Below are 19,053 nucleotides of genomic sequence, written 5' to 3'. Positions count from 1 at the left end.
CATGAATATAGACAGTTTAGTTAAAAATATAACGCCGGAACTTTATGAGCGACTACAGTATGGCGCCGCTACCGGACGCTGGCCGGATGGTACCGAGCTCAGTGATGCGCAAAAAGAACAAACCGTTCAGCTGGTCATGTTATATCAGGCAAAAGTGGCCAAAAGCACAGAGCAGTTCACTATCAATGAGCAAGGTGAAATGGTGCAAAAATCCAAACGCGAGTTGCAACAAGAATTTAAAGCAGACAATGAAATAGCCAGGTTTAGCGAAAATGATCTTTAAAAACCTTTTTACCCCTAAATGGAAGCACCCGAAAACACAGGTGCGATTAGCCGCTGTGGACAAACTGGACACAAGCAAAGACGCCGACGTGTTACAAACACTCGCGCTGGAAGACGACTCAAGTCAGCTCAGGAAAAAAGTCCTGGATAAAATGAATGATTTGAGTTTGTGGTGGAAGGTGTATAAGCAAGATCAGGAATTGAAAGAACTGGCAGAGCAGCACATCTCTCAGGCTGTGTTATCAGGTTCCAATTCCCTGAGTCAGGAGATCCGTGACGAGTACATTGACCGTTATGCACCCGCAAAAACGTTGGAAAAAGTCGCTTTCAGTGATATCGCTAACGAGCAAAAGGCAAAACTACTCAAGCGCCTCGCCAATGCAAAGTTGATTGAAAAAGCATTTAAAGAAGGTGGTGAATCATTACAGGTACAGTTACTGCCCTTGATCGCTCAGTACCAACTTGAAAAGGCTGTACTTAAGGCAGCCTCAGGGGAGGCGCGTACTGCGCTTGAGCAAACGCTGGAGCAGCAACGTTTGAGCCAGATTATGCCAGCACAGGTGACTCAGGAGGCCAAGTTGGTTCTGGCCAAACTGAATGCGCTGCGTGACAAACAGGATTATGAAGTGGTTGCCAGCCAGTCTGATACATTGACGACACAATGGCAGGCGCTTGAAGTACAGTGGCTGAGCGAAGAAGCACGGCAGGCTAACCAGGAAAAGTTTGAATCTATCTTGGCAAAACTGAGCAAGCACCGTGCGGTATTGCAGCGTGCGTTTGAACAGGCACAGCAGCAAGCTGAGCAGGCTGAAGCGAAAGCGAGCGCAATAAATGCGTTTGAAACTGGGTATGACGAGTTAGAGCAGGCACTTTCTGATGCAGTGACAGCTCTGGACCTGACCGCTCAGGATAAGCTGCATACACAGCTGACCCAGCTTAAAAGTGATATCGAAGCGTCTGACTACCATGATGAGCCTGAACTAAAGGCGTTACTTGATAAGGTGCGTGACAGTGCCAGACAGCTGGAAAGTTTACCTGAGCTTGTAAGCGCAAAGGAACAATTCGATAAGGCATTGAGTGCACTTAAAGAGGTTGCGCCAAGCGAAGAGCTGGCGCAGCTTGATACTGTGTTGGCAACTCAGAAGCAGGCTTATCAGCATGCTCAAACACAACTTCGCCAATTACCTGCGGCTTTGAAGAAGCATGCCTCAGAACAACTCAGGGAAATCAGCACTCAGTTCAATCAGACTATGAAACCTTTGGTTGATGTGCAGGAAAAACATCTCAAAGAAGCGCGCAAAAAAGCGCGTGATGTACAAAGATTGCTTGACCAGGGTCGTTTTAATGTTGCGTTTGGCGTGTTTAATGGCTTTATGGAAAGCTATGAGCAGCTGAGTGAAGGCTTTAAACAGCAGCTTGCAAAACAGTTCACAACTTTGAGCGAAGCCCTGCAGGAGCTTAAAGACTGGCAAAAATATGCGTCACAACCTAAGCGTACTGAGTTATTGCAGCAGCTAGATGAGATGCTGACGGAGCAGGAAGTCGATCCTAAAGCCCGTGCAGCACAGGTTAAATTGTTGCGAGTGCGCTGGAATGAACTCGGACGCGTTGAAAGCGACGAGGAGAAAGCGCAGGCAGCTCAGTTTGATGAGAAAATTGAGTTGTTATTCGCCCCTTGTCGTGCTTATTTTGCTGAGCAAGATGAACAACGTAAAAAGGTAATTGAACAGCGCGAAGAACTCGTCGGACAGATGGCCGCACTCATCTCGTTGACGCAACAGCCTGAAGCTGACTGGCGTCAGGTCGAAAGTGTGTTCAATCGGGTCAACAAACAATGGCGCGGTGCAGGTAGCCTGGATGCGGCAACCTATCAGGCACTCAATAAACGTTATCGTGACGCTTATACTCAGGTTAATGAGCAATTGAAAGCCCGTCATCAGGCCAATGCACAGTTGAAGCAAAAGTTGGTGGCGGAAGCGCAGGAGCAACTGGAGCTGGAAGATGTCGGTCAAGCCTGCGATACGTTGAAAACCCTGCAAAAACGCTGGCAAGAAATTGGCTTTGCCGGCACTAAGCAGGAGCACACCTTATGGCAGGAATTCAGAAAGCACAACGATGCGGTATTTAGCAAACGTCAGGAGCAGAAAAACGCGGAACGTGAACAGGCTCAGGCGCAGGAAGCACAGCAACGTCAGTTGCTGGCTGAATTGGACAGCCAAATGATAGATGCTAAAACTCAGTCAGAGCTGCTGTCGGTCAAAGAGGCAGTGATTAGCACAGAGGTGCTTGCATCGCTGAGAAAAACCAAACAGCAGTTGTTAGAACAGATAGAAGCAAAGTTGAATGAGCTATACTCGGCGCAGAGTCGCGAAAAGTTTAATGAGCTGGTTGAGGCCGTTCGTGCCGGAGATACACCACCAGGCAACTGGCTGAGTGGGAATGATTCAGGACTAACTGCTGAGCAATTATTGCTGCGACTTGAAGTGATGACGAACAATGATTCTCCTGCAAGCTTTCAACAAGCTAGAATGGCAGAGCAGGTAGCGTTACTGGAAGCCAAGTTACAGGGTGGCGCCCAGTCACTGGAGTATTACCTCACTTGCTACCTGTCACAGGTCGTGAATGATACTCAAAATGTTGAACAGGAAAGACTCATTAAAGTTTTGACTGCATAAGCAGGCTTATATGTAAAAAGCGCCGTAAGGCGCTTTTTTATTGTCTGCAATAAGCCAAGTTATACCTCTTTGCTCCTCAAATTGAACAGGCATTAAGTGAAATGCGTATTAATGTAAAAGCTGCTGTAATGCTTCTTCAAGGTTTGGATAACGAAAACGGTAGTTGGCCTTGAGCGCGCGTCTTGGCAACACACGCTGGCCATAAATAAGTAGCTCTGACATCTCACCAAACATAGCTTTAAGCACGAATTCAGGCATAGTAAACATGGCCGGTCGCCTGAGTGTCAGCGCCAGACGCTCTGCAAATTCTTTGTTCGACACGGGAGCCGGGGCTGTGGCGTTAAATACGCCGGACAGCTCCTGATGCTTGAGTAAGAATAAGAGTAACTGCACCATATCGTCGATGTGGATCCAGGACATCATCTGTGTTCCGCTGGCCATCGGACCGCCCATCCCAAATTTAAATGCGGGTAACATTTTTTTCAGGGCGCCACCATGTTTCGACAATACTATGCCCGTTCTGACAATACAGACTCGCGTTTTTTCGCTCTGAGCATGATTAGCCTGTTCTTCCCACTCCCTACACAGCCGGTGACTAAACTCCTGGTAGGGCTCGTCGAAATCTTCCCCCACTTTGACGGTTGCACTTTGCCTGCCGTAATAACCAATGGCGCTACCTGATATAAAGGTATGTGGTGGGGTTTGGCAGTCTCGGATCCGCGCACTTAGTTCACGCGTCAATAAAACTCGACTGTCCACAATGCGTGCTTTTTGTTTGTCCGTCCAGCGTTTGTCTGCAATGGGTTCTCCTGCTAGGTTAATCACGACATCCAGCTCATTGAAATTAACCTGATCCAGGCTATCTATGGGTTCAATCTTGCTGTCCAGCTTGCGTCTGGCTCCAGATACATTACGTGTTAAGACGATTATTTTGTGTTTGTTGACCAGGAACTTGCAAAGTTCTGAGCCTATCAGTCCGGTGGCGCCGGTAATTAATACATTCATGTATAACCCATTTTTAATAATTTAGTCTCTTATACTCAGTGCAGTGTATTGACGATCAATTTAATAGTTGTGCGTGCTTTGATGTAAAATTCCGTTACAATGAAGCACCCGGACGGCCATTTTTTATCAGAAATTGCCCAATGCCCGGGTCATATACCGGGAATAATCACCGGTTTCGCACAGTTAATGTAAGGAAAAGTCGTGTCTTCATTGTCTGGGATCACTAAAAGCTTAGTCGTTATCGCATCATTGTTCATTGTTTTAGCCGGAATAAAACTGGCCAACGAAATTGTTGTCCCTTTTGTTTTGGCAGCCTTTATTGCCATTATTTGCAATCCACTTTTGAAGTTTTTCGCAAATTACCGGATCCCTAAGGGGCTGGCAATTGTCCTGATTATTATGCTGGTCATGCTGATGGGCATGAGTTTGACAGGTCTGGTTGGCCAGTCGCTCAATGATTTTTCCAGCCAGCTACCCCAATATCGTGAAGCGCTGAGAAGCAAATTTATCTGGTTTGTCGATATGGCGGCTCAGTACAATATTTTGGTAGACAAACAACAACTGATTGCACTTTTTGATCCGGGAAAAATGATTGATGTTGCAACCAATATGCTCACTGGTTTTGGCGGCGTCATGGCCAATATTTTCCTGATCCTCCTGACTGTGGTATTTATGCTCTTTGAAGCACCAATGATCAGCACTAAAGTGCACCTGGCGCTGGATGACCCGGATATGAAAATGAAACAGATTGACCGCTTTCTGGATTCCATCAACAGTTATCTGGCAATTAAGACCTTGGTATCACTGGCAACGGGCGTGTTGGCTGCGGGCTTTCTGTGGGTACTTGATATTGATTACTTTATCTTGTGGGGCGTCTTTGCATTTTTACTAAATTATATCCCCAATATCGGTTCTATCATCGCCGCTGTTCCTCCGGTATTGCTAGCGCTTGTCACTCACAACCCTATGGTCAGCGCCATAGTTGCAGCGGGGTATATCAGTATTAACACCATTATGGGCAATATTATTGAGCCTCGTTTCATGGGCAGAGGTTTGGGCCTCAGTACTTTAGTCGTGTTCCTGTCTTTGATTTTCTGGGGGTGGTTGCTCGGCACGGTAGGCATGCTACTGTCTGTACCACTTACTATGGTCGTTAAGATAGCGCTAGAGAACAGCGAGGACGGTCGTTGGCTGGCGACTATGTTAGGTGGTGAAGAGCAACATAATGCCAGATAGCGAAGGCTATCTGGCAACTCAATCAACTTAAAACCAATCTTGAAGCAAGGATATGTTGATTATCACTATCCGATACAGGCTGGCCTGTACTATGAGTTTTGGGCAAAAGAGTTAGGGTTACTGGAGCAGAAAATCTGCTTGTAACTCATGTGTATGCTGTTTAATAAACTCGATTTTACAGCGTTTATAGACTTTTGCTGCCATGGTTGCGTTGGGCATCTGTTTTAAATAGCGCCAGCGGCAGGCATCTTCCATATACCGTTCCTGATTGATAAAACTACGTTGAATAATGGGCAGCAACTGGGAGTTGCCGGTTTCTTTTTGCAGGTTTTCGGTGTCCATCACCAACTTGGTTATCCAGGTTTTCCTTTCGCGCTCAAGCAACTCAATATTACCATCCAGGCACATTAGGTAACGTTTGGCTTTTTCAGGGTGATCTGAATTGAGGTGGTCGCACTGCTGCAGGGTTAGCCTGGCGGCGTGTGCAGACACGCTGAGCGTTAACAGGGTAAAAAAGCACAGTGTTTTATTGGTTCTGTTCATAACTAAATTCTATTGTAAACTGAGCGCCGCCCAGCTGGCTGTAATCAATGTCTATGCTTCCATGGTAGGAAGAGACGAGGTCAGACACAATGGCCATCCCTACACCATGACCACTTTCGTAGGTGTCGAGTCGTGTCCCTCGTTGTAGCAAGGTCTCTCTGTTTTGTTCGGGTATCCCGGGACCGTCATCACTAATGATAAAACGTACACCTTTGCTTTGATTATATTTCACTTCTATATCGACCTGAGAATTACAGGCTTTACAGGCATTGTCGATCAAATTGCCCAAAATTTCCATCAGATCGGTCTTATCTCCCAAAAAAGCCGCCTCTTGCGGGCACTCAGAGCTAAAGTTAATATGCTTATCGTGATAGACCTTGGTCATAGCATTTAGAATAGAACTAACCACAGGCTGTACGCGAGTTTGCTTTTTCCAGGCATCAGAGGCGCCGGATGCCGCCCGCTTTAACTGGTGTTCAATCATAGCGTTGATACGGTCAAGCTGTTCCTGAGCCTCATCGTTCTTTGCCATCGGGCTCGATTTTAGCACTGCCAACGGGGTCTTAAGCGCGTGCGCCAGATCGCTCAGTGAGGCACGGTAACGTTCTTTCTGGCGTCTTTGCGAGTCCAGCAGTAAATTGAGATCCGCTTTAATGGTATTCAATTCAACCGGGTAGAGGCCACTGATCTTATCTATTTCACCGGCTTCAACCGCCTTTATTTCCCTGTCCAGCCTTTGCAGTGGGCGAGCGCTCCAAATAAAACCAAACGCCATCAGTGCCGCGATCATAACGCCCATAACCAGCATCCAGTTCACCAGGGTGTTGCGAAACTGCGCCATTTGCGCAACCAGAGCCGAATTCTTCTTTAGAAGTATAAATTTAGCTTGTTGTGAATGGCTGGCATTGCCAAGAATGACGGTCATACTCAGCTGCCAATAAAGCTCCTGGTTGTATTCAACCCGCTCGAATTCCGCCGCCCCGGCTTTACTTTGCGAGATGTCTGGCGTTACGGTTAGATTCATTGCTGACTCTGAGTGCCATACCAGCGCATTCTGCTGATAAATAAGTGCGTAAGTATCTGAGTTAAGACGGTTCAGTTCAGGTGCTAGAATGCTGTTTGGCATTTCCATCGTCACAAAGTCGACTTCGGAAATCAATGAGTAGAGGTGGGCTTCCAGCGTTTTTTCTGTGGCGTCTACCAAAGTGGCATAGTAGGCACGGCCAATCGAGAAAAACAACGCGGGGAGGGCTACAATTAAAACAAAGACAAGGATAAATCCTTGCCTTATTTTTAGAGAGATCTGAGCGCGATTTACCACTGGTTTTTAAACCTATAACCTCGACCTCTGAGTGTTTCTACTGGGTTCAGTGTGCCGTCCGGGTCCAGCTTCTTCCTTAACCTGAGCACGAAGACTTCAATTACATTCGAGTCCAGATCAAAATCCTGATCGTAAATATGCTCAGTCAGCTCCGATTTTGAGATAACCTTGTGCGGGTTGACCATCAGGTATTCAAGCACCTTGTACTCATAAGCTGTCAGTGTCAGCTCCCGATCTTCTACCCAAACTTGCTGAGAGCGAGTGTGGATTTTAACCGGGCCAATACTAATCTCAGGATTCGCTTGTCCGGCACTTCTGCGGATCAAGGCATTGCACCGAGCGATCAACTCCTCTGTGTGGAATGGCTTAGTAAGATAGTCATCGGCACCGGCATCCAGCCCTTCGACTTTTTCCTGCCAGCGATCCCGAGCGGTCAAAATTAAAATGGGTAATTTAATATCTTTTGCTCGTGCTTGTCTGATGAGTTCAATGCCATCGAGCTTAGGTAAGCCCAGATCAACCACTGCCAGATCAAGCGGATATTCAGTTAAGTGAAAAAGACCGTTTTCTCCATCGTGGCACAGGTCCACACTATATTTTTCTTTCTCCAGCGCGGTACGCAGGTTCTCAGCCAGTTGTATATCATCTTCTATTACAAGAATTCGCATTGTTTAGTCCTTCTTCACTTCGCCCGTAACCTGGTGAACTTTTAAATCTATGATCCGACCATCGTCGCGTAAAATGCGCACAATGTAATAGTCTCCCTGCTTGGAGATTTTGAGGGTTTTACCCGCATACTGATCGATTGCAAGTTTAACAGCTTGTTTTTTGCTTATTGTGTCTTGCTTCTCGGTGGCCTGCGCAGAGTGTAACCCCAGTAAACAACAGACCAGCGCTGTAGCAAAACATCTTGGCAACTGCATTTAATAAGCTCCACGGTTAGGGTTGCTTAACATCTTGTAGCACAGGCTAAGGCTGATCGACTTAACCCATGCTGAACTTGTTAAGGCAGTACTTTTTTGTATGGTTTAACCACGCTGTTAGCATAGACACCAGCTGCGATGTAGGGGTCTTCCGCAGCCCAGGCTTGGGCCTGTGGCAGGGAGTCAAATTCAGCGATGACCAACGATCCAGTGAATCCGGCTTCACCCGGATCCGGGCTGTCAATGGCGGGCAACGGACCTGCTGCAAACAAACGTTGTTGCTGTGCAAGCTCGTCTAGTCTTGCCAAATGCGCAGGGCGTGCTGCCAGGCGCTTCTGTAAAGAGTTTTCAACGTCAGTTGAATAGATCATGTATAGCATAAGGTGCTGGGGATTATTGAGTAATTTGAGGCTATCATAGACCGAATCTCCCCTTGGTGTAAATGCTATGCGCTCTTGTGAAGTATTAACCAATAAGCTGTCTGGCATGGATAAGGCCATTCGGTTTACGCTTCAGCGCGACGGATTAGACGTTTATACTTGAAATTCCTTGCGGATGGCTGGTAGAGTCCTTCGACTATTCTTATAAAATAATAATAAGGTTTTTCTTGTGAGCGCAAATCGTGAGCACTTCAGCTCGCGGCTAGGATTTATCCTTGCCGCAGCGGGTTCCGCAGTAGGGATTGGTAACCTGGTTGGGTTTCCTGTGTCCGCAACAAAAAATGGGGGCGGTGCTTTTTTGCTGACTTACGCCCTGTTTGTTATCTTTATCTGTTTGCCAGTCATGATGGCAGAAATGGCGATGGGTCGAAAGGCACAAAAAGACCCTTATGGCTCTTACAAATCGCTGACGCAAGGTGATAAAAAGTGGTCTCTTGCGGGAGCAATCGCTGTACTAACGCCGTTTATGATTGCGGTATTTTATATGGTGATCACCGTCTGGATTTTCGGTTATTTGGTACAAACAGTAATAGGTAACCTCGACCTGTTAGCAAATCCGGGCCACTTTGATGCATTTGTGAACCAGTATTCTATGTTCATTTACATGGTATTTGTTGGCATTATTGTCAACTTAATACTGATGGGGGGTGTAAAAGAGGGGATTGAAAAAGCTGCCAGGTTTATGATGCCGGCACTATTCGTCCTACTGATAGGATTGGTCGCTTATGTACTGACACTGGATAATGCCATGGTCGGGGTGCGTTACTACTTGGTGCCTGATTTTTCCAAAATGAATGCCAGCGTACTCAATGGTGCCTTATCTCAGTCATTCTTTTCATTGTCTTTGGGCATGGGTATCCTAATCACTTATGCGTCATATATCTCCAAAACAGATGACATTGTTGCCAGTTCTAAAATGGTTGCGATTACCGACTCTTTTGTTGCATTTATTGCTGGTCTGATGGTTCTGCCTGCAATCTTTAGTTTCAACCCGAATACGGATCCCGCGCAATTAAGCGATTCATCTGTATCAATGATTTTTGTTTATTTGCCAAAGTTATTGCTGGCACTGCAATCTGATATCGGTTACTTCGGTGCGTCTGCGGTGGCTTCAGTGTTTTTCTTGTTAGTGTTCTTTGCTGCAATCACTTCGTTAGTGTCCATTATTGAAGTACCAACCGCGGCGCTGATGGAAGAGAAAGGCATCAGTCGCAAGAAAGCACTGGGTCTGTTGGCGTTGACTACGGGTGGCTTAACCGTGTTATGTGCCATGTCTTTTGGTATGGTTGGCTGGCTGACTGATTTTATTAATTATGGCGGTGCCAGCAAGAGCATGTTTGCGTTGGTTTCTGATGTATTCTACGAGACCATTTTGCCATTTAATGGTCTGCTGGTTTGTTTATTCGTTATGTATCGCTGGAAAAAACACAACCTGTCTGAAGAGTTGGCACAGGGCTCTCCCAATTATAAAGGCAGTTTAATGGAAAAGTACGTGAACTTCTCTCTGTCCACCTTTATTCCGGTTATCCTGTTGCTGATTTTTGTTAACACAGTAACCACTAAGTTCCTCTCTTTCAGTCTGTTTGGTTTTTAATTACAGGCGCGACATTCATTCTCGGGCGTCAGCAAAAAAGTGGCGCCCGAACTCCCTAGAAAGTGATTCCTGAATCCAGGTAATGACCTAATCCCAGTGTAAACACCCACAGGCCCCAGAGGCTATGCTCAAGCACGCATACCGCTAAAGAGCGACTGTGTGCATAGGTATAGGCAAACAACAACCCACCTGCAAAAGACAGTGCTATCGCAACCCAATTATCATAGACACAGTGAGCCAGGGCGAAGACAGCGGCACTGAGTACAACCCGAGCAGTTTTCTGAGGCAAAATGCGTTTATAGCGGTGGAAAAAGTAACTTCTAAACACGAGTTCCTGGGGTAGCACCGATAAAATTGGATAAGCTATCAAAAGTATCAACCAGTCATCGGTGGAATTGAGTGGCATATCAAACCAGCTCTCCTGGTTGACCAGACCATAGAACATAGCCGAAAACAATGCCCCGATAAAAAATGTTGAAAACAATCGCCGTTTAACCGTCGAGAAGGTTCCGAGGCTGGTGAGGCGAAAACGTTTGAAATGAGGATCGGTCAGCAACAAATATGTACACACAGCTGTGAGTATAATAAGTGCCGGAAATAACCAATTGGCGAGTTGATGGCGAAATGCATAGGCAATAACGGGTAACAGAAAAAACACCAAGAATAGTTCGCACCAGCGATATTGGTTTGCGTTCAATGTGACCTCTGGGTAAGTCTGAAAGCGTTAGCCTAACTATAGTCAAGGCAGCTCAACTCGGGTATGGCAGGGCAAGGAAAACTTTGTTTAATCCGCTCAAGATTGACATTTGTGACAGAAGTCCTTAGCCTGCCTCGCTTTGTTGTATAAAGACGGATTGCATGATGAATAAAAGTGAACTGGTTGCTGCCATGGCGGCACATAGCGAATTGACCAAAAAAGACACTCAGGCGGCACTAGGGAGTCTGTTGAAGCTTATCACCAAACGTCTGTCCGAAGGGGATCAGGTCCAGCTCAATGGAATGGGAACATTTACTTTAAGTTATCATCCGGCTAAACCGGGCAGAAACCCGAGAACCGGCGAAGAGATCATGATTGAAGGGCAAAACAAAGTGCTGTTTAAGCCAGCCAAAGCATTCAAGGATGCGCTGGCTGACAAATAACGTGTTAACGCTGGGTCGCGGCTTTCATGTCGCGCACAAACGCACATAGCGCCTGATACATAGCAGGTTTGTCATCCAGGTGCTGTTCAATGATTTTGACTACGGCAGAACCAGAGATGGCACCTGAGGCACCAGAGTCCAATGCGGCTTGGACATGCTCCGGGGTTGAGATCCCAAAACCAAGCAAGGCCGGCGCAGCATGGTATTCGGTGAGTTTGGTAATGATCTCTCCCGTGGGCATCTGTACCTGACTTTCTGTGCCTGTAACTCCGGCGCGAGAAAGCAGGTAAGTATAGCCTCTGCCATAACTGGCACATTCACGCAGTGTATCGTCACTGGCATTAGGCGTTGCAATGAAAATCGGCTCAATACCGGCATCTACTGCTGCTCTGCGGAACAGTTTGGATTCATGTAGTGGCACATCAGCAACCAATACTGAATCGACACCCGCGGCTTTGGCTTGCTGGTAAAAACTCTCCAGACCTCGTGCGAAAATCAAGTTAGAGTACAATAACAACCCGATTGGAATATGGGGATATTGCGCTCTGATGGCACTTATCACCTCAAAACAGTCCTCTGTGTTGATGCTTTGCTCCAGCGCACGAATATTTGCGGCCTGGATCACTGGACCATCGGCAATGGGGTCTGAAAATGGGATCCCTAATTCCAAAGCGTCAGCGCCGCCTTCAATCAGGCTTTTAATGATCGCCAGGCTAGTTTCCTTGTCGGGGTCGCCGATGGTCACAAACGGCACAAAGGCACCTTGTTGCTTGTCTTTTAGCTGCACAAACATGTCATTGTAACGGCTCATAGCTCACCTCGCGCTTCTAATACCTGATGGACATGGGCCAGGTCTTTGTCGCCGCGGCCGCTTAGATTTACAACAATCACAGTATCCTGCTCCTGTGCTTCTGCATATTTCAGGGCATAAGCCAGAGCATGGCTCGACTCCAGCGCCGGAATGATCCCTTCGTGTTTGGCCAGTGACTGGAACGCCGCCAGCGCTTCATCATCGGTAACGGCAACATACTGTGCACGGCCGGTTTCATGCAGGTAGGCATGTTGAGGGCCGACCGCAGGGTAGTCCAGACCTGCCGATACAGAGTAAGACTCTTCAATCTGACCATCCGGATTTTGCATAATGTAAGTGTAAGCGCCATGCAAAATGCCTTTAGTGCCTTTACACAGTGCAGCACCATGCTCTTCGGTATCCAGGCCTTTCCCGGCGGGTTCGATACCAATCAATTTAACACTTGTCTCGTCAATAAAGTCGGCGAACATACCAATGGCATTTGAGCCGCCGCCGACACAGGCCATTACCACATCTGGCAATTGACCTTCAGCCTCCAGGACCTGTTGCTTCGCTTCTTCACCAATCATTTTCTGGAACTCACGCACCAGCGTTGGGAAAGGGTGGGGACCTGCTGCCGTACCGAGCAGGTAGTGGGCCGTTTTATAATTGGCAGACCAATCGCGCATGGCTTCATTTACAGCATCTTTAAGTGTACCAGAACCCGCAGTAACCGGAATGACTTCGGCACCCATCAGGCGCATGCGGAATACGTTCGGTTGCTGACGTTCAACGTCTTTTGCGCCCATGTAAACACGACATTTCAGACCCAGCAGCGCACAGGCCAGTGCTGTTGCAACCCCATGTTGTCCGGCACCCGTTTCTGCGATAACTTCCGACTTACCCATACGTTTGGTAAGCAGCGCCTGACCCAGTACCTGGTTTGTTTTGTGGGCGCCACCATGCAATAGATCTTCACGCTTGAGGTAAAGTTTCACTTTCGGGTTTTTAACCAGATTTCTGGTCAACGTGAGTGGGGTCGGACGCCCTGCAAATTCATTCAGCAGCTGATAGAACTCTTGCTGAAAAGCCGGATCGTTTTGTGCCTTGTTAAACTCCTGCTCAAGCTGTTTGAGCGCAGGAACCAGCAATTCTGGGACAAACATGCCGCCAAAATCGCCGTAATAGCCTGTATTAATCATTTCCACCTCAGTATTTACGAATTGTGTTAAAAGCTTTGTTCAGTTTATCTGCGCACTTTTTGCCTGGGCTGCTCTCCACGCCAGAATTCAGGTCGAATCCGGCAGCGCCCAGGAATGTCGCGTGTGTTAAATTGTCTGCGCTCAGGCCGCCCGCCAGCATAAAATCGCCGGACGTATTGCTAAGCAATTGCCAGTCAAACGTTTGACCTGTACCACCAGTCTGACCTTTGACTTTGGTGTCGTACAGGTGTTTGTCGACGCCTTGTAAAGGTTCTGGCAGGCAGTCCGTGATCCCCTGTGCTTTCCAGATCTGGCAGTTAACGGGCAGCTGTTGACGCAATTGTTCGATATAAGTTTGTGACTCAGTGCCATGCAGCTGTACAGCACTGAGTGTAAGAATACGGACATGTTCAACAACGTGATCAAGCGGCGCGTCAACAAAGACACCCACATAATTTAGCGGTGCGCTGTCTACGACGGCTTTGGCGCAGTCAATGTCCACATAGCGCGGTGACTTGGGATAAAAAATTAACCCACCATACACGGCACCGGCCTCGTAAGCAGCAATGGCATCCTGACTGCGGGTCAGGCCACAGACTTTGTTTTCTCCGAGGATCAGCTTGCGGCAGGCAGTTTCCAGGTCCTGCTCCGCCATCAGCGAGCTGCCAACCAGGAAGCCGTTGCAGATAGGGGCCAGGCGCTTGACATCGGTATGCGTGTAAATACCAGACTCGGAGATCACGGTTGTATCGTCAGGGATCAACTTGCGTAAACGCTCGCTGGTAGCCAGGTCGGTACTTAAGTCTCTGAGGTTACGATTGTTGATGCCAATCAGCTGAGCGTCCAGTGCCAGTGCCCGATGTACTTCTTCTTCGTTGCTCACTTCAGTCAGCACGGCCATGTTCAAGTTGTGAGCCAACTCTGCCAGTGCCCGGTAACGCGCATCATCAAGTACAGATAGCATGAGTAAGATGGCGTCACCACCGCTTAAACGGGCAAGATAAACCTGATACTCATCAATAAAAAAGTCTTTGCAAATGAGTGGCTGAGAAACCTGAGTGCGTACATAGCTAAGGTAGTCAAAACTACCTTGAAAATACTTTTCGTCGGTCAGTACACTGATACAAGAAGCGTAACGGCCATAGACGCTGGTGATCTCGTCCAGATCGAAATGCTGACGGATCAAACCTTTCGACGGTGAGGCTTTTTTACACTCCAGGATAAATTGGGTGCCGGGCTGGCTGAGTGCGCCGTAAAAATCACGATCACTTGGTGTTATCTGCTCAATAAAGCTAACCAGAGGGCGAGTCTGCTTTCGTGCCGCGACTTCGACTGCTTTGTCTGCAACAATTTTTTCTAACACATTAGCCATGACTGACCTCCACAATATCAGCGAGTTTTTCTACGCAGCGTCCCGATGCCAGTATTTGTGCAACCCGGGCGCTGGCTGATTTAAGATCCGATGCTTTATTTGTCATTACCATCAGTGCGGCCACATTGGCAATGATAGCCGCATTGTGTGCCTCTTTGCCGTTTCCACTCAGGATATCGCGCGTCGCTTTAGCATTAAACTCGGGTGTGTCGCCGGCGATGGCATCGAGCGGGTACTGTTTTAGTCCAAAGTCTTCCGGTGTGAGAGTATATTCTGTCAGCACTCCCTGGTTTAGCTCAGTCACCAATGTTTCGCCGTGTAAGGCAATTTCGTCACATCCTGAACCATGCACCACCATAGCCCGTTGTGTGCCCAGCTTGTTCAGCGTTTCGGCCATGGGGCGACACAAATTGGGGTCATACACACCCAGCAGCTGTACCTGAGGTTTGGCAGGGTTTGCCAGCGGCCCGAGAATATTGAACAGAGTACGGGTTTTTAATTTAGTGCGTACCGGCATCGCGTGTTTAACACCTGTGTGATAGTGCGGCGCAAACAAAAAGGTAAAATTGGTTTGTTGCAAACATCGCGCGCCTGCCTGTGGGTCCATATCCAGATTAATTCCGAGCGTTTTTAACAAATCGGCAGATCCAGACTTACTGGACACACTGCGGTTGCCATGTTTAACCATAGGTATGCCACAGGTCGCAGCCACGATAGCCGCCGTGGTGCTGACGTTAATGGTGTTGGTACCATCGCCTCCTGTGCCACAGCTGTCGGCGCACAGCAGGCCTTGTGTATCAAATGCGATGGCATGGTCGCGCATCGCTTTTGCCGCCCCGGCTATTTCTTCGGCTGTTTCGCCTTTGATTTTCAGCGCGACCAGGGCTGCAGTGAGTTGTACTTCATCAAGTTGCCCTTGCATAACGGCGCCAAAGAGCTCAGTGGCGGCGGTAAAATCCAGCGATTTTTGTTCTAGTAATAAATTTAAACTTTCCATGTCTACTCCTGGGAAGTGAGGTAGGCGATGCTTTGCTTTAATAGCTGGGCGCCGCATGGGGTTAAAATTGATTCGGGGTGAAACTGATACCCGATCACCTTATCATTCGGGTGGAAAATCGCCATGGGGATTTCTTCATACTGGGCGATGACCTCTAGGCAATCGGGGACCTGAGTCGCCATCAGTGAGTGGTAACGCGCTACCGGAAACGATTTCCCCAGTCCGTCAAAAACAGGGTGTGGCGTCACGGAAATATGAGATGACTTGCCGTGCACTGTTTCTCCGGCGTGGCCGATTGTGCCGCCATAGCTTTGCGTTAGTGCCTGCTGGCCCAGGCAGATCCCCAGCATGGGATATTTGCCTTTGCACAGGGCTATCAGCTCAAGCAAACAGCCTGCATCTTTCGGCGCTCCCGGACCCGGAGACAATACCAGGATCACCGGGTCGGCTTCTTGTTCCATCTTTGCAAAAATAGTTTCGGCGTCCAGGTGATTACGATACACCACCAGTTCAGCGCCAAGGAGCGACAGTTCATCCACCAGGTTGTAAGAGAAGGAGTCAAAGTTATCAAGAAAATATATCTTAGGGATCATGCCTGCTCTCCTACATAAGTCGATTGAATTGCTTTGATCACGGCGCTGGCTTTGGCGCGGGTCTCATCGGCTTCGGCTTGTGGGGTTGAGTCATAGACGACACCAGCTCCGGCCTGTACCAGAGCCTGGCCGTCTTTTACAAAGGCTGAACGGATCACAATACATGAATCCATTGCACCATCGCCTGTCAGGTAGCCAACCGCGCCGCCATAGCTGCCACGTCGCTGCTGCTCTGTATGTCTTACCAGCTCAGCCGCTTTGACTTTTGGTGCGCCAACCAAAGTGCCCATGTTCATACTGGCCTGATAGGCGTGCAGTGCATCCAGATCCGGCTTAAGCTGGCCGACTACACGAGAGACCAGGTGCATCACCTGAGAATAGCGGTCAACTTTAAGCAGTTCTTTGGCGTGGCGGGTGCCCGGTATGCTGATCCGCGCCACATCATTACGAGCCAGATCTACTAACATCAGGTGTTCGGCGCGCTCTTTCTGGTCGTCTCTGAGTTCCAGTTCGATACGGCTATCCAAATCCGGGTTAATGCTACCGTCGGCAAATTTTCCGCGTGGGCGCGTGCCAGCGATAGGGTAAACTTCAACCTGATTGCTTTTTTCGCAGTATTTCAGTGCAGACTCGGGAGAAGCACCGAATAATACAAAATCTTCGTCACGCATGTAGAACATATACGGGCTTGGGTTTTGTTGCTTGAGCGCCATATAGGCCGACAAAGGATTTGCACAGGGCAAAGTAAATGTTCTGGAAGGAACAACCTGAAAGATGTCGCCATCCACGATATGTTGCTTCAGTTTGATAACCTGTTCTTTATACGCTTCATCGCTGATATCAACATTGACGTCGCAGTGGCCTTTGACTGGCTCTGGCGCAAAGGCTTGTAGATCATCGCACTGACGGTTAAGTACTTCCAGCTTACGGCCGACTTCAAAACAGTTGGCGTGAACATCAGGCCCATTAAACACATTGCCGATAAGCTCTGTGGTTTGCGCCTGATGATCTATGATCAACAAGGTTTCAGCAAGGTAGAATACATAGTCTGGACAGCTGTTGGCGCCATCGGCAACGTCGGGAAGTTGCTCGAAGTTGGCCACCATATCGTAGGCAAATACACCACCCAAAAACAGCGAAAACGGTGTTTCTGAGTTGCACTTTATTTGGTTTATACAGGTTCTGAGTGCACTAAATGCGTTATCAGCCTTGAGTTTCGCGTATTCATCCAGATCCGCCGGTGTATCCTGGTAAGTAATAGTTAGCACTGAGTTACCAAGTTTTACATCACAGTTTTCGACTTCCTGTGCCAGGTAGGGCAGCAGTTGTTCACCATTATTTGATAGAGCACGGACTATCACGCTTTTACCCTGGCACTCAAAGCGCAGTGCCGTGTCGACCAGAATAATGCTTTTCACATTATCCTTGGAGTCTATTTCGGCAGACTCCAGTAACAGCGAATTGGGTTTGTCCAGCGCGGCGTACAGTGACAGGGGACTGGCGATATAGTCTCGCCGTAACCGAATGCTGGTTACTTCCCCGGGTTGTGTCGTTATATGACTAAAAATCACACCTCATTCCTCGTAATTTTTATAAAATAAGCCAAAAAAAACCCCCGTAAGCGGGTTGCTTGCGGGGGTCTGTTTATTAGATACAACAATGCCGTCCCGCTAATTCAGGCACCACCACCAAGACATAGATACTGTGAGGTTTATTGTATTGTTGCTCATTTTAAAACTCTTAATTAATCGAAAAAAAACTATAAAAAAACCCGCGGGTTTAGCGCGGGTTTATAAAATCTTGCATGCACAACGATTCACCCGCTAATTACGAGTGCCACCACCAAATGTTTAAAGTTGTTTGCGTTTTCATTTGTTAAGTCATCGTTATGTCAATTCAGTGCCAACAGTAAACCGTACTAAGGGACAAAGTGTCAAGGGCAAAGTCGAAAAAATCCACTGTGTACCTAAAAATGGTTATTTTGACTGACTAATAAGCTGCTATCTCGCCGTTTGGTGTCATGAGATAAACACACCTGACAGTGAAGAACATGATATACTAAAACCTGCAAATTTTTATGAGGTTATGAGAGTTTGATAAAATACGACTTACACAGTCACAGTACTTTTTCGGATGGTCGTTTGGCAGTGAGCGCTTTACTTGAACGGGCAACCGAAAGAGGTGTGGACGTACTGGCCATTACGGATCACGACACGGTGGCTGGTCTTGCCCCGGCGCGTGCCTATATTGCAGATAAACAGCTGCCGTTATCTTTGGTCTCGGGCGTTGAAATCTCAACCAAATGGGAGAGTTTCGAAATCCACATCGTTGGTCTGAATATCGATGAAAACGCTGATGGGTTAAACACACTGCTTGCCAGTCAGCAGCAAAAGCGCCGGGAGCGTGCCAAAGAAATTGGTGCGCGGCTTGCTAAGCGTGGCTATGAAGGCATATACGAAGAAGCACAATTGCTGGCCGAAAACGCCGAAATTACCCGCGCTCATTTTGCCAAAGCGCTGGTGGACAGAGGCGTTGCCAAAAACATTCAGGGCGTTTTTAAGAAGTATCTGGGACGTAACAAAATTGGTTATGTCCCCAGCAGCTGGTGCAGCATGGCACAAGCCATTGAGGCGATACACAGTGCCGGTGGTGTAAGCGTACTGGCGCATCCCGGACGCTATCAAATGTCGAATAAGTGGCTCAGAAAGTTACTGGACGAATTCAGTGCAGCCGGCGGAAAAGCAATGGAGGTGGCACAGCCTCAACAGGCACCCTCTGAGCGGCAGTTTTTGGGTCAGTTGAGTCGGGAATACAACTTACTGGCCAGCCAGGGATCTGACTTTCATTATCCAACAAACTGGTTGGATCTTGGAAAAAACCTATACTTACCAAAAGATTGCCAAGGGGTTTGGCAGTTCTGGGGCGCGACAGAGGAGTGAC

General features: G+C 47.9%; 19 protein-coding genes. 6 read left to right on the top strand and 13 right to left on the bottom strand.

The genetic code is table 11. The features are described from left to right. Position 1 precedes the first annotated feature (1 nt). Both ACXAH1_RS11955 and ACXAH1_RS11950 read left to right on the top strand, forming a co-directional pair. Positions 2-283, top strand: coding sequence for a YeaC family protein (locus tag ACXAH1_RS11955; protein ID WP_138552677.1), 282 nt, complete (start codon positions 2-4; stop codon positions 281-283). Beyond that, positions 273-2,957, top strand: coding sequence for a DUF349 domain-containing protein (locus ACXAH1_RS11950; RefSeq protein ID WP_475196922.1), 2,685 nt, complete (start codon positions 273-275; stop codon positions 2,955-2,957). Before ACXAH1_RS11955 ends, ACXAH1_RS11950 begins: the two co-directional genes overlap by 11 nt. A 108-nt stretch (positions 2,958-3,065) precedes the next feature. Here ACXAH1_RS11950 and ACXAH1_RS11945 read toward each other — a convergent pair whose 3' ends face one another. Beyond that, a complete protein-coding gene (locus tag ACXAH1_RS11945; protein WP_475196920.1) occupies positions 3,066-3,962 on the bottom strand; it encodes a TIGR01777 family oxidoreductase in 897 nt (298 codons plus the stop codon). 201 nt (positions 3,963-4,163) lie between these two features. Here ACXAH1_RS11945 and ACXAH1_RS11940 point away from each other — a divergent pair, with 201 nt between their 5' ends. After that, positions 4,164-5,198 (top strand): AI-2E family transporter, encoded by a 1,035-nt coding sequence (locus ACXAH1_RS11940; RefSeq protein ID WP_253044385.1) that lies wholly within the window; start codon positions 4,164-4,166, stop codon positions 5,196-5,198. A 117-nt stretch (positions 5,199-5,315) separates the two neighbouring features. On the opposite strand, the gene ACXAH1_RS11935 is transcribed toward ACXAH1_RS11940, so the two are convergent. The 5 genes from ACXAH1_RS11935 to ACXAH1_RS11915 all read right to left on the bottom strand — a co-directional run bounded on the left by ACXAH1_RS11935 (position 5,316) and on the right by ACXAH1_RS11915 (position 8,365). Next, complete coding sequence (locus ACXAH1_RS11935; RefSeq protein WP_253044386.1) at positions 5,316-5,741, bottom strand: hypothetical protein; 426 nt, start codon at positions 5,739-5,741, stop codon at positions 5,316-5,318. After that, positions 5,725-7,062 carry an ATP-binding protein gene (locus ACXAH1_RS11930; RefSeq protein ID WP_475196918.1) on the bottom strand — a complete coding sequence of 446 codons (1,338 nt, stop codon included), beginning with the start codon at positions 7,060-7,062 and terminating at the stop codon, positions 5,725-5,727. Before ACXAH1_RS11930 ends, ACXAH1_RS11935 begins: the two co-directional genes overlap by 17 nt. Further along, positions 7,056-7,730: a response regulator transcription factor gene (locus tag ACXAH1_RS11925; RefSeq protein ID WP_475196916.1), complete on the bottom strand. Its 675-nt coding sequence runs from the start codon at positions 7,728-7,730 to the stop codon at positions 7,056-7,058. The genes ACXAH1_RS11930 and ACXAH1_RS11925 overlap by 7 nt, the downstream gene beginning before the upstream one ends. A gap of 3 nt (positions 7,731-7,733) precedes the next feature. After that, positions 7,734-7,985, bottom strand: coding sequence for a PepSY domain-containing protein (locus tag ACXAH1_RS11920; protein ID WP_475196914.1), 252 nt, complete (start codon positions 7,983-7,985; stop codon positions 7,734-7,736). Positions 7,986-8,065: 80 nt separating this feature from the next. Continuing rightward, positions 8,066-8,365, bottom strand: coding sequence for a YciI family protein (locus tag ACXAH1_RS11915; RefSeq protein ID WP_475197094.1), 300 nt, complete (start codon positions 8,363-8,365; stop codon positions 8,066-8,068). Positions 8,366-8,594: 229 nt separating this feature from the next. On the opposite strand from ACXAH1_RS11915, the gene ACXAH1_RS11910 reads away from it, so the two are divergent. Then, complete coding sequence (locus tag ACXAH1_RS11910; protein ID WP_475196913.1) at positions 8,595-10,019, top strand: sodium-dependent transporter; 1,425 nt, start codon at positions 8,595-8,597, stop codon at positions 10,017-10,019. Between the two features lie 55 nt (positions 10,020-10,074). Here the strand turns inward: ACXAH1_RS11910 and ACXAH1_RS11905 are convergent, their stop codons facing one another. Beyond that, a complete protein-coding gene (locus ACXAH1_RS11905) occupies positions 10,075-10,716 on the bottom strand; it encodes a lysostaphin resistance A-like protein (RefSeq protein WP_475196911.1) in 642 nt (213 codons plus the stop codon). 164 nt (positions 10,717-10,880) lie between these two features. Between ACXAH1_RS11905 and ACXAH1_RS11900 the strand changes: the two genes are divergently transcribed. Further along, positions 10,881-11,159 carry an HU family DNA-binding protein gene (locus tag ACXAH1_RS11900; RefSeq protein ID WP_138543859.1) on the top strand — a complete coding sequence of 93 codons (279 nt, stop codon included), beginning with the start codon at positions 10,881-10,883 and terminating at the stop codon, positions 11,157-11,159. 4 nt (positions 11,160-11,163) lie between these two features. Here ACXAH1_RS11900 and trpA read toward each other — a convergent pair whose 3' ends face one another. Genes trpA through ACXAH1_RS11870 form a run of 6 tightly spaced genes read right to left on the bottom strand, consistent with a single transcriptional unit; the run spans position 11,164 to position 17,684 of the window. Further along, positions 11,164-11,970 (bottom strand): tryptophan synthase subunit alpha, encoded by an 807-nt coding sequence (gene trpA / locus ACXAH1_RS11895; protein WP_475196910.1) that lies wholly within the window; start codon positions 11,968-11,970, stop codon positions 11,164-11,166. Continuing rightward, positions 11,967-13,151 carry a tryptophan synthase subunit beta gene (gene trpB, locus ACXAH1_RS11890; RefSeq protein WP_253044392.1) on the bottom strand — a complete coding sequence of 395 codons (1,185 nt, stop codon included), beginning with the start codon at positions 13,149-13,151 and terminating at the stop codon, positions 11,967-11,969. The genes trpA and trpB overlap by 4 nt, the downstream gene beginning before the upstream one ends. Before the next feature lie 7 nt (positions 13,152-13,158). After that, entirely contained in the window at positions 13,159-14,523 is a 1,365-nt protein-coding gene (gene trpCF, locus ACXAH1_RS11885; protein WP_475196908.1) for a bifunctional indole-3-glycerol-phosphate synthase TrpC/phosphoribosylanthranilate isomerase TrpF, read from the bottom strand. Further along, positions 14,516-15,520: an anthranilate phosphoribosyltransferase gene (trpD, locus tag ACXAH1_RS11880; protein WP_475196906.1), complete on the bottom strand. Its 1,005-nt coding sequence runs from the start codon at positions 15,518-15,520 to the stop codon at positions 14,516-14,518. The genes trpCF and trpD overlap by 8 nt, the downstream gene beginning before the upstream one ends. Before the next feature lie 2 nt (positions 15,521-15,522). After that, positions 15,523-16,113, bottom strand: a complete 591-nt coding sequence (locus ACXAH1_RS11875) for an aminodeoxychorismate/anthranilate synthase component II (protein ID WP_475196905.1) — start codon at positions 16,111-16,113, stop codon at positions 15,523-15,525. After that, positions 16,110-17,684: an anthranilate synthase component 1 gene (locus tag ACXAH1_RS11870; protein ID WP_475196903.1), complete on the bottom strand. Its 1,575-nt coding sequence runs from the start codon at positions 17,682-17,684 to the stop codon at positions 16,110-16,112. The genes ACXAH1_RS11875 and ACXAH1_RS11870 overlap by 4 nt, the downstream gene beginning before the upstream one ends. A 522-nt stretch (positions 17,685-18,206) precedes the next feature. On the opposite strand from ACXAH1_RS11870, the gene rnm reads away from it, so the two are divergent. Beyond that, the gene (rnm, locus tag ACXAH1_RS11865; RefSeq protein ID WP_475196902.1) at positions 18,207-19,052 is read left to right on the top strand and encodes an RNase RNM; all 846 of its coding nucleotides are present in this window, start codon (positions 18,207-18,209) and stop codon (positions 19,050-19,052) included. Position 19,053 lies beyond the last annotated feature (1 nt).

The sequence above is a fragment of the Pseudoalteromonas sp. AWH4_217 genome (assembly GCF_056161105.1).
Note: the sequence above shows the minus strand (reverse complement) of the source record. Positions and strands in the feature narration are given on the sequence as shown.

Excerpts from the sequence above, each read along its gene's own strand:
- ACXAH1_RS11955 (WP_138552677.1), top strand. The coding sequence starts at position 2 with ATGAATATAGACAGTTTAGTTAAAAATATAACGCCGGAACTTTATGAG.
- ACXAH1_RS11950 (WP_475196922.1), top strand. The coding sequence starts at position 273 with ATGATCTTTAAAAACCTTTTTACCCCTAAATGGAAGCACCCGAAAACA.
- ACXAH1_RS11945 (WP_475196920.1), bottom strand. The coding sequence starts at position 3,962 with ATGAATGTATTAATTACCGGCGCCACCGGACTGATAGGCTCAGAACTT.
- ACXAH1_RS11935 (WP_253044386.1), bottom strand. The coding sequence starts at position 5,741 with ATGAACAGAACCAATAAAACACTGTGCTTTTTTACCCTGTTAACGCTC.
- ACXAH1_RS11925 (WP_475196916.1), bottom strand. The coding sequence starts at position 7,730 with ATGCGAATTCTTGTAATAGAAGATGATATACAACTGGCTGAGAACCTG.
- ACXAH1_RS11920 (WP_475196914.1), bottom strand. The coding sequence starts at position 7,985 with ATGCAGTTGCCAAGATGTTTTGCTACAGCGCTGGTCTGTTGTTTACTG.
- ACXAH1_RS11915 (WP_475197094.1), bottom strand. The coding sequence starts at position 8,365 with ATGCTATACATGATCTATTCAACTGACGTTGAAAACTCTTTACAGAAG.
- ACXAH1_RS11900 (WP_138543859.1), top strand. The coding sequence starts at position 10,881 with ATGAATAAAAGTGAACTGGTTGCTGCCATGGCGGCACATAGCGAATTG.
- trpA (WP_475196910.1), bottom strand. The coding sequence starts at position 11,970 with ATGAGCCGTTACAATGACATGTTTGTGCAGCTAAAAGACAAGCAACAA.
- trpB (WP_253044392.1), bottom strand. The coding sequence starts at position 13,151 with ATGATTAATACAGGCTATTACGGCGATTTTGGCGGCATGTTTGTCCCA.
- trpCF (WP_475196908.1), bottom strand. The coding sequence starts at position 14,523 with ATGGCTAATGTGTTAGAAAAAATTGTTGCAGACAAAGCAGTCGAAGTC.
- trpD (WP_475196906.1), bottom strand. The coding sequence starts at position 15,520 with ATGGAAAGTTTAAATTTATTACTAGAACAAAAATCGCTGGATTTTACC.
- ACXAH1_RS11875 (WP_475196905.1), bottom strand. The coding sequence starts at position 16,113 with ATGATCCCTAAGATATATTTTCTTGATAACTTTGACTCCTTCTCTTAC.